Origin of the sequence: Streptomyces sp. NPDC006197 (assembly GCF_040613865.1) — a bacterium.
Classification (GTDB): domain Bacteria; phylum Actinomycetota; class Actinomycetes; order Streptomycetales; family Streptomycetaceae; genus Streptomyces.
In genome coordinates this window covers 1-12,990 of sequence record NZ_JBEXSZ010000092.1, presented here as the reverse complement: position 1 = coordinate 12,990, position 12,990 = coordinate 1, and the positions used below count along the sequence as shown (strand labels likewise).

Sequence of the window (12,990 nt, the reverse complement as noted above, 5' to 3'; positions counted from 1 at the left end):
CCCTAGGGGGTCTCGGGCCCGGTCTCAGTTCCCGGCGAACGCGGTGTACTCGTCGGCGGAGAGCAGCTTCACCGGCTCGCCCTCGACGCGCACCTTGAACAGCCAGCCACCCTCGAACGGAGCCGTGTTCACCAGGGAGGGGTCGTCCACCACGTCCTGGTTGGCCTCGACGACCTCGCCCGTGACGGGGGAGTAGAGGTCGCTGACCGACTTCGTCGACTCCAGCTCGCCACAGGTCTCGCCCGCGGTGACGGTGTCGCCGACGGCGGGGAGCTGGGCGAAGACGACGTCACCGAGCGCGTTGGCCGCGAACTCCGTGATGCCGACGGTCGAGACGCCGTCCTCGGCGGCCGACAGCCACTCGTGCTCCTCGGTGTAGCTCAGCTGCTGGGGGTTGCTCATGACCTGATTCTCCTGGATCGGGGGAGTACTGATGAACGTGGGTCTTGCGGGATGAGACGCGAGGTGAGACGACTGCGTCACTTCTGGCGCTTGTAGAAGGGCAGCGCGACGACCTCGTACGGCTCGTGGGTGCCGCGGATGTCCACACCTACACCCTGGGTGCCGGGCGTGGCGTGCGCCGCGTCCACGTACGCCATGGCGATCGGCTTTCCGAGGGTCGGGGACGGGGCGCCGGAGGTGACCTCGCCGATGACCTCGCCGTCCTTGACGACCTGGAAGCCGGCGCGCGGCACCCGGCGGCCCTCGGCGACGAGGCCGACCAGCTTGCGCGGCGGGGCGGTCTCGGCGCGCTCGGCGGCCTTCTCGAGCGCCTCGCGGCCGACGAAGCGGCCCTCGTTGGTCGTCTTCTCGAACTTCACGACCCGGCCCAGGCCCGCGTCGAAGGGGGTGAGGGCGGTGGTCAGCTCGTGGCCGTACAGCGGCATGCCCGCCTCCAGGCGGAGCGTGTCGCGGCAGGACAGGCCGCAGGGGATCAGGCCGACGCCCTCGCCCGCCTCGGTCAGCGCCTTCCAGACGCCCTCGGCGTGCTCGGGCTTCAGGAACAGCTCGAAGCCGTCCTCGCCGGTGTAGCCGGTGCGGGCGATCAAGGCGGGGACGCCCGCGACGGTGCCGGGCAGGCCGGCGTAGTACTTCAGGCCGTCCAGGTCGGCGTCGGTGAGGGACTTCAGGATGCCGGGGGACTCCGGGCCCTGGACGGCGATCAGGGCGTACGCGTCGCGGTCGTCGCGGACCTCGGCGTCGAAGCCGGCCGCGCGCTCGGTGAGGGCGTCGAGGACGACCTGGGCGTTGGAGGCGTTGGCGACGACCATGTACTCCGTCTCGCCGAGGCGGTAGACGATCAGGTCGTCGAGGATGCCGCCGTCCTCCTGGCAGATCATCGTGTAGCGCGCGCGGCCGTTGCCCACGGTGGAGATGTTGCCGACGAGGGCGTAGTCGAGCAGCTCCACGGCCTGCGGGCCGGTGACGGTGATCTCGCCCATGTGGGAGAGGTCGAAGAGGCCGGCCCTGGTGCGGACGGCGTTGTGCTCGTCGCGCTCGCTGCCGTACCGCAGCGGCATGTCCCAGCCGGCGAAGTCGGTCATGGTCGCGCCCAGCGAACGATGCAGGGCATCGAGGGCGGTCAGGCGGGGGGCAGTGCTCATGGGGTGGCTCCCGGGTCCCAAGGGCGTGATCGGTGACGAAAACACATGACGGGCGAGGACGTCCTCCCCATCTGTCATGGAACCTGAGAGGTTCACCGAGAGCATCTCGTCACCGAGAGGTCGGCTTGCACCTTGGGTGGGGACACTGCGAGGTGTCCCGCTTTTCAGATCTGCCTCATCCACGCGGTACGGGGCCTGAGAGATTCAAGGGAGGGTCTTGCTCCTTCGGCGCCCGGACGCGCTCGGCGGTCCGGAACTCTCCCGCGCGGATTCGAGCGGCCGGTATGCGGTTGTGCGGCGACTGTGCGCGCCTGGCGCGCACATCATCGCACGCGGTGTCGGCGGGGCAAATCGCTTGCGCGCCATTACCATTTCTTTACACTTCATGGGCAAGGGTCTCCTCAGGTCTCCTGAGACCCGACAGGGGGAGAACGATGAGGATCCAGCACACCGGCGCGTACGCGGCGAGCACCGGCATACCGTCCCAGCGGGCCCGCGCCCGGAGCCGCGGACGCCTCCTGCGGGACCTGCGCGAGCGCGGGGGCCGCGGTCCCCGCTCCCTCACCTTCGCCGCCGGCGACCTCGTCGTCGTCTCCGGGCTGCCCGGCAGCGGCAAGTCCACCCTGATGAAGCGCGCCGCCCGGAGCGGCGCCGTCGACTCCCAGGACGCCCGCGAGCGCTGGGAGGCCCGCATGCCCCGCCTCCTGCCCTACGCCGTCTACCGCCCCCTGGTCCGGATCGCGCACTACGCCGCACTGCGCCGCGTCCTGCGCTCCGGCGCGAGCGTGATCGTCCACGACTGCGGCACCCAGTCCTGGGTGCGGGGCTGGCTCGCCCGCGAGGCGAGACGGCGCGGCCGCGCCCTGCACCTGCTCCTCCTCGACGTCACCCCGGACACCGCCAGGGCCGGCCAGCACGCCCGGGGCCGGGGCGTCTCCGCGTACGCCTTCGGGCGCCACCGGCGGGCCGTCGGCCGGCTCCTGCGGGCCGCCGAGTCGGGCAGCCTCCCGCACGGCTGCGCCTCGGTGACCCTCCTCGACCGGGCCGCCGCCGACTCCCTCCGCAGCATCGGCTTCCGGCAGGCGGCCTGAGGGCGCCGCCCCGATCGGACGGCCTCGCGACGGGGGCCGCCCCGGCGCCCGGTCCTCGCCGCGCGCCCCCCGATCCCCGGCCTCGGGCGGCCCGCGGCTCCCAGGACGCGCCGTCCGGCGCCGGGCGTCCCCGTCCGTGTCCCGGGACGGGCCCGCGGGAAGTCCGGGACGCCCGTACCCTCCCTTTGTCCGCGGCGGCGGCGACGCGGCGTTAGGGTGCTGCCGGGCGGCCGGTGCGGAAGGCCGTGCGAGAAGGGGAAACACGACCGTGGACGTGACGTGGCCGGGCAACGAGCTCGAAGAGGTCCTTGCCGCCTCACTGGGCAACCCCGAGGCGGGGGCCCGCCTCGTCGAGGTGCTGGGCCGCAGCCCGGTCTGGGTGCCCCTGCCCAACGGCGGCGGCCCCGACAGCCAGGGCCTCGACCTCGCCACCATGGAGATCGACGGCGCGGCCTACGTGCCCGTCTTCAGCTCCGAGCAGCAGTTCCGCGCCTGCGTCGGCGACCACATGTCCTTCACCGTCGCCCCCGCCCGTGACTTCGCCCGCGGCCTGCCCCCGCAGCTCGGCATCGCCGTGAACCCCGGCGGCACCGTCGGCGTCCCGCTGCCCCCGCCCGCCGTCGCCGAGCTCTGCCGGGTCGGCCGCACCCCGCTCGACGGGCCCGCCAGCGGCGGCCGCGTCCGGCTCTTCGAGCCCGACTGGCAGGACGACCCGGTCGACTTCCTCGCCGCCGCCTCCGCCGAGTTCGAGGCCACCGGCATCGTCGCCACCGCCCGCCGCGCCCTCGCCAGTGTCGAGGGCACCGAACCCGCGCTCTTCGTCGGCGTCCAGCTCTCCCACTGGGAGGGCGCCGACCGCACCGCGCCCCTGGACGCCCTCGGCCGCGCCCTCGGCCGGGTCGAGGTCGCCTGGCCGGTCAACCTCATCCTGCTCGACATGGCGCAGGACCCGGTCGGCGACTGGATGCTGGAGCGGGTGCGTCCCTTCTACCAGCGCGGCGGCGCCTGAGCGGCCCCCTGTTTAAGCTGAACTGACTCGATCGCTGGACAGACGTACGTGGTGGACGGAAGAGGGGCGGGACCCAGGGTGAGTGCGTCAGGCACCGCTGCGACCGGAGGGCGGGTCGAGCACATGCTGCGCCAGGTGGCCCCCGGACGCTACGACGCGTACGAGCAGCTGCTGCACGCCCTCGCCGACGGCGAGCTGTGGATGCTGCTCTGGCAGGGCGCCCCCGGCTCGCCCGAGGCCCAGTACGGGAACATGGAGGTCGACGGCTACGGCTACGCGCCGTGCGTCACCTCCGCCCAGGAGCTCGCCGCCTCCGGCTGGAACCGCGCCCACGAGCTCGTCACCGGCCGCGACATCGCCCGCGCCCTCTACCCGGACCGCTGGGGCGTCTGGCTCAATCCGCACGCCCCCGGCGGCGGCGTCGGCATCCCCTGGCCCGACCTGCGCCGGATCGCCACCGGCCTCGACCGGATGCCTGCCGGGCCGCTGCGCGTCACCGAGCCCGCCCTGGAGATCCCGCAGTTCTACGCCCTGCTCACGCAGAACGCCCACCGCACCCCGGCCGTCCGGACGCTGCGCCGCGGCTGGGTGCAGCCGGCGCTCGGCTCCCCGTACCTCGTCATCGGTCTCGACCTGTACGACACGTCCCCGGCGGCCGTCGACGAGGTCCGCTCGATGATGCGCCAGTCGATCGGCACCGTCCCCGACGGACTGCCCGTCTCGACGGTCGCGCTCTCCGACGCGTACGACCCGGTGGCCCTGTGGCTGCGGGCGAACGCGCGCCCCTTCTACGACCGCGAGGCGCACGCAGGGCGCGGCTCCGCCGCCGTACCGGGGTACGGGTACCCCCCGCCGACCCCGTCCGGATACTGAGACGCCCCTCGTGTTCCACTCGTCGGCAAAGGCCTCCGGAGCTTTCTCCGGAGGCTTTCGTTTGCCCTGATACCGCACCCCGAACGTCCAGTTGAGCGGCATGTCTGATTAAGGCGAAGAGAACCCGAGATGGTCCGCTCAGGTGATCACGTCGTCCGCATAACGGAAGTCTCAGCACCGCATCACGTTTGAGCAAACATTCCTCGTCAGGGCTGGCGGGTGATCGCGAACCCGTTGAAGACTCCCCGCTAACACCGGGCATAGGCCCTTTGTGCGAGCCGCGTCACACGCGGCGTTCTGGGTAATTCCGCACCATCAGTGGCGGGTACGGGCCGGCTACCGCCGGCCGGGAGGGGTCTAAGGCACTGTGACCGCACCGATCGAGACCACCGGATCGGCTGCCGAGGTGCAGCCGGAGGCTGTACTCATGGGGGCCAAACGGAGCCAGATCGAAGGCCGTTCCCTCGGACGGATCGCCTGGACGCGCTTCAAGCGCGACAAGATGGCGGTCGCGGGCGGCATCGTCGTCATCCTGCTCGTGCTTCTCGCCGTACTGGCCAAGCCGATCCAGGCGATTTTCGGCCTGGACCCCAACGAGTTCCACCAGGACCTCATCGACCCGGCGCTCCTCGCGCCCAAGGGCGCCTGGGGCGGCATGAGCTGGGACCACCCGCTCGGCGTGGACCCGCAGTTCGGGCGGGACATCCTGAGCCGGATCATCGAGGGCTCCTGGGTCTCGCTGCTGGTCGCGGGCGGAGCCACCGTGCTCTCCGTGGTCATCGGCGTGGTCATGGGCATCGTCGCCGGCTTCTACGGCGGCTGGGCCGACACCCTCATCAGCCGGCTGATGGACACCTTCCTGGCCTTCCCGCTCCTCCTCTTCGCGATCTCCCTCTCGGCGACCCTTCAGGACGGCGCGTTCGGCCTGTCGGGGCTGCCCCTGCGGATCAGCGTGCTGATCTTCGTGATCGGGTTCTTCAGCTGGCCCTACATGGGCCGGATCGTGCGTGCCCAGACGATGAGCCTGCGCAACCGTGAGTTCGTCGAGGCGGCCAGGTCGCTCGGCGCCCGCGGGCCGTTCATCCTCTTCCGGGAACTGCTGCCGAACCTGGTGGCGCCGATCCTCGTCTACGCGACGCTGCTGATCCCCACCAACATCCTGTTCGAGGCGGGCCTCAGCTATCTCGGTGTCGGTATCGCGCCGCCGCAGGCCTCCTGGGGCGGAATGCTCACCACCGCGGTCGACACCTACCAGGCCGATCCGCAGTACATGTTCGTGCCGGGCCTGGCCATCTTCATCACGGTCCTGGCGTTCAACCTGCTGGGCGACGGGCTGCGAGACGCCCTCGACCCGCGCAGCAAGTAACCATCGATAGAGGGGGCTTTCCTCAGGTGAAGACGAAGAGAGTGACCGTTCTGGTCGCCACGACCGTGGTGCTGGCGCTTGGCGCGTCCGCCTGTGGTGGCTCGAAGGACGACAAGGGCGGCAAGGGCGGCGCCGGTGCAGCGGACGCGGCGCTGACGTCGATCGTCAACAAGTCCGACAAGAAGGGCGGCACCGTCTCGTTCGAGATGTCGGACGAGCCCGACTCCCTGGACCCGGGCAACACGTACTACGGCTGGGTGCAGAACTTCTCCCGCCTGTACGGCAGGACCCTGACCTCCTTCGCGCCGGCCCCCGGCAAGGAAGGCCTCAAGGTCGTCCCGGACCTCGCGGAGTCCCTCGGCAAGCCGAGCGCCGACGCGAAGACCTGGACCTACACCCTGAAGAAGGGCCTGAAGTTCCAGGACGGCACGCCGATCACGTCGAAGGACGTGAAGTACGCCGTCGAGCGCTCGAACTTCGCCCCCGAGGCGCTGTCGAACGGCCCGACGTACTTCAAGGCGCACCTCATCGGTGGCGACAAGTACCAGGGTCCGTACAAGGACAAGAACCCGGCCGGCATCGCCTCCATCGAGACGCCGGACGACTCGACGATCGTCTTCAAGCTGAAGAACGCCTTCGCGGACTTCGACTACCTGGCGACCTTCTCGCAGACCGCTCCGGTCCCGCGTGCGGCCGACAAGGGTGCCGAGTACGTCAAGCACATCGTCTCCAGCGGTCCGTACAAGTTCTCCTCCTACGAGGAGGGCAAGGGCGCGACCCTCGTCCGCAACGAGAACTGGGACCCGAAGACCGACTCGATCCGCCCGGCCCTGCCGGACAAGATCACGGTCCGCTTCGGTGTGAAGCAGGAGACGGTCGACGCGAACCTGATCTCCGACAACCTCACCGTCGACGGTGCCGGCACCGGTGTCGCCCCGGCGACCCAGCCGAAGGTCCTCACCGACGCCAAGCTGAAGAAGCAGACGGACAACCCGTACGCGGGTGCCACGTCCTACATCGGCCTGAACGTCAACGTCGCGCCGTTCAACAACATCGAGTGCCGCAAGGCCGTCCAGTGGGGCCTCGACAAGGCGTCGGTCCAGGCCGCCGCCGGTGGTGACCCCAAGGGTGACGTCGCCAGCACGCTGATCCCGCCGAGCGTCGCGGGCTACACCAAGTTCAACCTGTACGAGACCGCCGGCAACAAGGGCGACGAGGCCAAGGCCAAGGCGGCCCTCGCCAAGTGCGGCCAGCCGAACGGCTTCAAGACCAACCTGTCGGCCCGCTCCGACCGCCCGTCCGAGATGGCCATGGCCACCGCGGTCCAGGCGTCGCTGAAGAAGATCGGCATCGAGGCGGAGATCAAGTCCTTCCCGGCCGGTAAGTACTTCCAGAACTTCGCGGGCAACCCGAGCTACGTCCACGCCAACAAGCTCGGCATGATCATGAGCGCGTGGGGCGCCGACTGGCCGACCGGCTTCGGCTTCCTGGACCAGATCATCAACGGCTCGGCGATCAAGCCGTCCGGTGGCAACAACGTCCAGGAGCTGAACGACCCGGCGATCAACAAGATGCTGAACGACGGCATCGCGACGACCGACACCGCCGCCCGCGAGAAGATCTGGGGCCAGGTCGACAAGGCCGTCGCCGAGGGTGCCACCGCGGTGCCGCTGCTCTACCGCAAGAACCTGCTCCTGCGCCCCGCGTCGGCGACCAACGTCACCGTCTCCGAGGCCTACCTGGGCATGTACGACTACCTGCTCATGGGCTCCGCCAAGTAGCAGCGGGTTCCGCCACCCCGAGAGTTCGAAAGGCAGGTGATGGCTTCGGTGTCCGCCGCGCGGCCGGGTGATCCCCACGAGGGAGAACACCGGCCGCCGGCGGGCACCGACGCCGGATAGCTGTGGCTGCGTACATCATCCGACGCGTCTTCGGCGCGGTGCTCCTGCTGCTGGTCGTCAGCGCGGTCACCTTCGCGATCTTCTTCCTCGTCCCCCGCCTCGCGGGCCAGACGATGGACCAACTGGCGGCCCAGTACGTGGGCAAGGACGCCAACCCCGACACGGTGAGGGCGGTCAAGGAGAACCTTGGCCTCGACCAGCCGCTCTACGTCCAGTACTGGGACTTCATCCGGCAGATCTTCGTCGGTGCCGACTACAACTTCGGCCCCGATGCCTCCCACTGTGACGCCCCCTGCTTCGGCTACTCCTTCAAGCGTCACATCGAGGTCTGGCCCGAGATCGTCAGCCGCATTCCGGTCACCTTCTCGCTCGCCATCGGTGCCGCGGTGATCTGGCTCATCACCGGTGTCGCCACCGGAGTCGTCTCGGCTCTGAAGCGTGGCTCCTTCCTGGACCGCTTCTTCATGAGCGTCGCCCTCGCCGGCGTCTCCCTGCCGATCTTCTTCACGGGCATGCTCGCCCTCGGCGTCCTCACTGTGCAGTGGCCGGTCTGGTCGGACGGCATCAACTACGTGCCGTTCACCGAGAGCCCGATCGACTGGGCGTGGAACCTGCTGGTCCCCTGGTGCTCGCTGGCCTTCCTCTACTCCGCGCTCTACGCCCGGCTCACCCGGGCCGGAATGCTGGAGACGATGGGCGAGGACTACATCCGTACGGCCCGGGCCAAGGGCCTCAAGGAGAGCCGGGTCATCGGCAAGCACGGTCTGCGGGCCGCGCTCACCCCGATCGTCACCATCTTCGGCATGGACTTCGGTCTCCTCCTCGGCGGCGCCGTCATCACCGAGACGGTCTTCTCCTTCCAGGGCATGGGCAAGTACGCCATCAAGAGCGTGCAGGAGAACGACCTGCCGATCGTGATGGGCGTGACCCTGACCGCCGCCTTCTTCATCGTCTTTTGCAATCTGCTGGTGGATCTGGTGTACGCCGCCATCGACCCCAGGGTGAGGTACTCGTGAGCGAGGTTTCCAAGGAGCAGACGGCCGGCACGCCGGCCGCCGCGGTGGGAGAGCCGGTGCCCGCCCAGCGTTCCGGCACCGAGGACGCCTTCCTCTCCGTCCGTGACCTGCAGATCCACTTCCGCACCGACGACGGCCTGGTCAAGTCCGTCGACGGCGTCAGCTTCGACGTCAAGGCCGGCGAGACGCTCGGCATCGTCGGCGAGTCCGGCTCCGGCAAGTCGGTCACCTCGCTGGGCGTGATGGGTCTCCACCGCGCCGCGCCCAACGCGCGGATCTCCGGCGAGGTCTGGCTGGACGGCGAGGAGCTGATCGGCGCCGACCCCGACCACGTGCGGCGGCTGCGCGGCCAGAAGATGGCCATGATCTTCCAGGACCCGCTCTCCGCGATGCACCCGTACTACACGGTGGGGGCGCAGATCGTGGAGGCCTACCGGGTCCACAACAAGGTCTCCAAGAAGGCCGCCCGCGCCCGGGCGATCGACATGCTGGACCGGGTCGGCATCCCCGAGCCGGCCAAGCGGGTCGACTCGTACCCGCACGAGTTCTCCGGCGGCATGCGCCAGCGCGCGATGATCGCGATGGCGCTGGTCAACAACCCGAAGCTGCTCATCGCGGACGAGCCGACGACGGCCCTCGACGTCACCGTCCAGGCGCAGATCCTCGACCTCATCCGGGACCTGCAGAAGGAGTTCGGCTCCGCGGTCATCATGATCACGCACGATCTGGGCGTGGTCGCCGAGATGGCGGACAAGCTGCTGGTCATGTACGGCGGCCGGTGCATCGAGCGCGGTACGGCGGAGCAGGTCTTCTACGAGCCGCAGCACCCCTACACCTGGGGTCTGCTGGGCTCGATGCCCCGCATCGACCGCGACCAGACGGAACGGCTGATCCCGGTCAAGGGCTCGCCCCCGTCACTGATCAACGTGCCGGACGGCTGCGCGTTCAACCCGCGCTGCCCGTACGCGGATGTGCCCAAGGACAACATCACGCGTACCGTCCGTCCCGATCTGCAGGACGTCGGCTCCGGACACTTCTCCGCGTGCCACATGTCGCAGGAGGAGCGGAACCGGATCTGGACCGAAGAGATTGCGCCAATGCTGTGACCGACACCGACAAGAACGCATCCGCCGAGCCGATCCTCAAGGTGGAGGGCCTGGTCAAGCACTTCCCGATCAGGACGGGTCTGCTGCAGCGCCAGACCGGCGCGGTCAAGGCGGTCGACGGGATCTCCTTCGACGTGCGCGCGGGGGAGACCCTGGGCGTCGTCGGCGAGTCCGGCTGCGGCAAGTCGACGATGGGCCGGCTCATCACGCGGCTGCTCGAACCGACCGGTGGACGCGTCGAGTTCGAGGGGCACGACATCACGCACATGTCGTCCGGCGCGATGCGGCCGCTGCGCCGTGACGTCCAGATGATCTTCCAGGACCCGTACTCCTCGCTGAACCCGCGCCACACGATCGGCACGATCGTCTCGGCGCCGTTCAAGCTCCAGGGCGTCGAGCCCGAGGGCGGCGTGAAGGAGGAGGTCCAGCGGCTGCTCGGGCTCGTGGGTCTCAACCCCGAGCACTACAACCGCTACCCGCACGAGTTCTCCGGCGGTCAGCGCCAGCGCATCGGCATCGCCCGGGCGCTCGCGCTCAAGCCGAAGCTCGTGGTGGCGGACGAGCCGGTCTCCGCGCTCGACGTGTCGATCCAGGCGCAGGTGGTGAACCTGCTGGACGACCTCCAGAGCGAGCTGGGCCTCACGTATGTGATCATCGCCCACGACCTCTCGGTCATCCGGCACGTCTCGGACCGGATCGCGGTCATGTACCTCGGCAAGATCGTCGAGCTGGCGGACCGCAAGTCGCTCTACGAAACGCCGATGCACCCGTACACCAACGCGCTGATGTCGGCGGTCCCGGTGCCGGACCCGCGCCGCCGGGGCGCCAAGAGCGAGCGCATCCTGCTCAAGGGCGACGTCCCGTCCCCGATCGCCCCGCCGGCGGGCTGCCGCTTCCACACGCGTTGCTGGAAGGCGACGGAGCTCTGCAAGACCCAGGAGCCGCCGCTCCTGGAGCTCCGCCCGGGCCAGCGCGTGGCCTGCCACCACCCGGAGAACGCGGACGGGGTGACGGTCCCGACGGCTCGGGAGTCGGTGGACGTGACGATCACGAAGAAGCCGGAGCCGACCGAGCCGGTCGAGGCGACCGAGCCGACCGAGCCGGTCGAGGCGCCTAAGGCCGAGGCGCCCGCGAAGTCGGCGGAGGCGCCCGCGAAGTCGGACGACGCGCCGGAGGCGTGACCCGCCCCTGAGGGCCCGCTGCCACGGGGCGGCGGGCCCTCAGGCGTGTCGGGCGGCCGGTGTCCTCGCGGCGCGGAGCCCCCGGGCCCGCCGGCCCACGGGACCGCGCCCGTACGGGCCCCCGGGAACAACCGGGACAATGGGGCCGTGCTCCACGATCTGTTCACCCCCTCCGTCCAACACGCCCTCGACCTCGTCGGCATCTTCGTCTTCGCCATCTCCGGCGCCCTGCTCGCCGTCCGCAAGAACTTCGACGTCTTCGGCATCGCCGTCCTCGCCGAGGTCACCGCCCTCGGGGGCGGTCTCTTCCGCGACCTGGTCATCGGCGCGGTACCTCCCGCCGCCTTCACCGACCTCGGCTACTTCCTGATGCCGCTGATCGCGACGGTCCTCGTCTTCTTCCTCCACCCGGAGGTCGAGCGCACCCAGGCCGCCGTCAACGTGTTCGACGCGGCGGGCCTGGGCCTGTTCTGCGTGACGGGGACGACGAAGGCGTACGACTACGGCCTCGGTCTGACCTCCTCCGCCGCGCTGGGGCTCGCGACCGCCGTCGGCGGCGGTGTGCTGCGGGACGTGCTGGCGAACGAGGTGCCGTCGCTGCTGCGCTGGGACCGGGACCTGTACGCCGTCCCGGCGATCGTGGGCGCGACGATGGTCGTGCTCTGCATCCGTTTCGACGTGCTCAACGGGTTCACGAGCGGCGCCGCCGTGGTCACCGCCTTCGCGCTCCGCCTCTTCGCGATGCGCTACCACTGGCGCGCGCCCCGCGCCTGGAACCGCCGCTCCTCCGCGCGAGAGGAGGACACCCAGAAAGCTACCGCTTAGTAGCTACCTGCGGTACCGTCGGAAACATGAGCACGAGCACCGAGCCGACCTCCGTCGGGACGTACGAGTTCGACCGCGACACCGCCGTCACCCTCCGGGAACCCGGTGTCTACGACGCAGACCTCTCCGCGGGCTGGACGATCATCCACGCCGTCAACGGCGGCTATCTCCTCGCCCTGCTCGGCCGCGCCCTCGGCGACCACCTGCCGCACCCCGACCCGTTCACGATCTCGGCGCACTACCTGACGCCGTCCGTGCCGGGCCCCGCGGTGATCCGGACGGAGACCGTCCGCACCGGCCGGACCCTCTCCACCGGGCAGGCCTCGCTCTTCCAGTACGCCGAGGACGGCACCGAGGTCGAGCGCATCCGTGTCCTCGCCTCGTACGGAGACCTCGACGCCCTCCCGGACGACGTCCGCACCGCCGCGACGCCCCCGGCGATGGCCCCGATCGAGAACTGCTTCAGCGCTGCCGACAACCCGGCCCCGCGGATCCCCGGCTCCTCGGCGATCGCCGACCGGCTCGACCTCCGCCTCGACCCGGCCTGCGTGGGCTGGGCGGTCGGCGCGCCGTCGGGGAAGGGCGAGATGCGCGCCTGGTTCGGCCTGGCCGACGGCCGGGAGCCGGACGCCCTGTCCCTGCTCCTCGCGGTCGACGCGCTGCCGCCGACCTCCTTCGAGCTGGGGCTCAAGGGCTGGACGCCGACCGTGGAGCTCACGACCCACGTCCGCTGCCGCCCGGCTCCCGGGCCGCTGCGGGTCTCCATCACCACCCGGAACCTCGCCGGCGGCTTCCTGGAGGAGGACGCCGAGGTCTGGGACAGCGCGAACCGCCTGGTGGCCCAGTCCCGCCAGCTGGCCCGCGCGCCCCGAGACTGAGCCCGCGGCCCGCCGCCCCGGCGGAACGACCGCCCACAACGGGGGCGCACAGCAAGAGGCAAGTGATCATGTCGCGTAAAAGAACCGGGGCATCGGCGGTCTTCGCCGTCCTGTCCGCGCTCCTCCTGTCCCTCTTCGGT

Annotated in this window: 12 protein-coding genes and 1 riboswitch; of the genes, 10 read left to right on the top strand and 2 right to left on the bottom strand. The window is 70.3% G+C overall.

Going from position 1 to position 12,990, the window contains the following annotated elements:
• Nucleotides 1-24: 24 nt before the first annotated feature.
• Entirely contained in the window at nucleotides 25-402 is a 378-nt protein-coding gene (gene gcvH, locus ABZ318_RS25660; protein WP_356904822.1) for a glycine cleavage system protein GcvH, read from the bottom strand.
• 77 nt (nucleotides 403-479) lie between these two features.
• Nucleotides 480-1,604, bottom strand: coding sequence for a glycine cleavage system aminomethyltransferase GcvT (gene gcvT, locus ABZ318_RS25655; RefSeq protein WP_356904821.1), 1,125 nt, complete (start codon nucleotides 1,602-1,604; stop codon nucleotides 480-482).
• 174 nt (nucleotides 1,605-1,778) lie between these two features.
• Nucleotides 1,779-1,878: riboswitch (glycine riboswitch) on the bottom strand.
• A 160-nt stretch (nucleotides 1,879-2,038) separates the two neighbouring features.
• Between gcvT and ABZ318_RS25650 the strand changes: the two genes are divergently transcribed.
• The 10 genes from ABZ318_RS25650 (at nucleotide 2,039) to ABZ318_RS25605 (ending at nucleotide 12,850) form a co-directional block, all read left to right on the top strand.
• Complete coding sequence (locus tag ABZ318_RS25650) at nucleotides 2,039-2,695, top strand: AAA family ATPase (RefSeq protein WP_356904820.1); 657 nt, start codon at nucleotides 2,039-2,041, stop codon at nucleotides 2,693-2,695.
• A 268-nt stretch (nucleotides 2,696-2,963) separates the two neighbouring features.
• Nucleotides 2,964-3,704 (top strand): enhanced serine sensitivity protein SseB, encoded by a 741-nt coding sequence (locus ABZ318_RS25645; protein ID WP_356904819.1) that lies wholly within the window; start codon nucleotides 2,964-2,966, stop codon nucleotides 3,702-3,704.
• A gap of 78 nt (nucleotides 3,705-3,782) precedes the next feature.
• Entirely contained in the window at nucleotides 3,783-4,577 is a 795-nt protein-coding gene (locus tag ABZ318_RS25640) for an enhanced serine sensitivity protein SseB C-terminal domain-containing protein (RefSeq protein ID WP_356904818.1), read from the top strand.
• 367 nt (nucleotides 4,578-4,944) lie between these two features.
• Nucleotides 4,945-5,943 (top strand): ABC transporter permease, encoded by a 999-nt coding sequence (locus ABZ318_RS25635; protein WP_356904817.1) that lies wholly within the window; start codon nucleotides 4,945-4,947, stop codon nucleotides 5,941-5,943.
• Nucleotides 5,944-5,969: 26 nt separating this feature from the next.
• Nucleotides 5,970-7,724, top strand: coding sequence for an ABC transporter substrate-binding protein (locus ABZ318_RS25630; RefSeq protein WP_356904816.1), 1,755 nt, complete (start codon nucleotides 5,970-5,972; stop codon nucleotides 7,722-7,724).
• Between the two features lie 122 nt (nucleotides 7,725-7,846).
• Nucleotides 7,847-8,860: an ABC transporter permease gene (locus tag ABZ318_RS25625; RefSeq protein ID WP_356904815.1), complete on the top strand. Its 1,014-nt coding sequence runs from the start codon at nucleotides 7,847-7,849 to the stop codon at nucleotides 8,858-8,860.
• A gap of 56 nt (nucleotides 8,861-8,916) precedes the next feature.
• Nucleotides 8,917-9,966, top strand: coding sequence for an ABC transporter ATP-binding protein (locus ABZ318_RS25620; RefSeq protein WP_356904838.1), 1,050 nt, complete (start codon nucleotides 8,917-8,919; stop codon nucleotides 9,964-9,966).
• Complete coding sequence (locus tag ABZ318_RS25615; RefSeq protein WP_356904814.1) at nucleotides 9,963-11,147, top strand: dipeptide ABC transporter ATP-binding protein; 1,185 nt, start codon at nucleotides 9,963-9,965, stop codon at nucleotides 11,145-11,147. The genes ABZ318_RS25620 and ABZ318_RS25615 overlap by 4 nt, the downstream gene beginning before the upstream one ends.
• Before the next feature lie 147 nt (nucleotides 11,148-11,294).
• Nucleotides 11,295-11,972, top strand: a complete 678-nt coding sequence (locus tag ABZ318_RS25610; protein ID WP_356904813.1) for a trimeric intracellular cation channel family protein — start codon at nucleotides 11,295-11,297, stop codon at nucleotides 11,970-11,972.
• A 26-nt stretch (nucleotides 11,973-11,998) separates the two neighbouring features.
• On the top strand, nucleotides 11,999-12,850 hold the full coding sequence (locus ABZ318_RS25605) for a thioesterase family protein (protein ID WP_356904812.1): 852 nt from the start codon (nucleotides 11,999-12,001) through the stop codon (nucleotides 12,848-12,850).
• The last annotated feature ends 140 nt before the right edge of the window (nucleotides 12,851-12,990 follow it).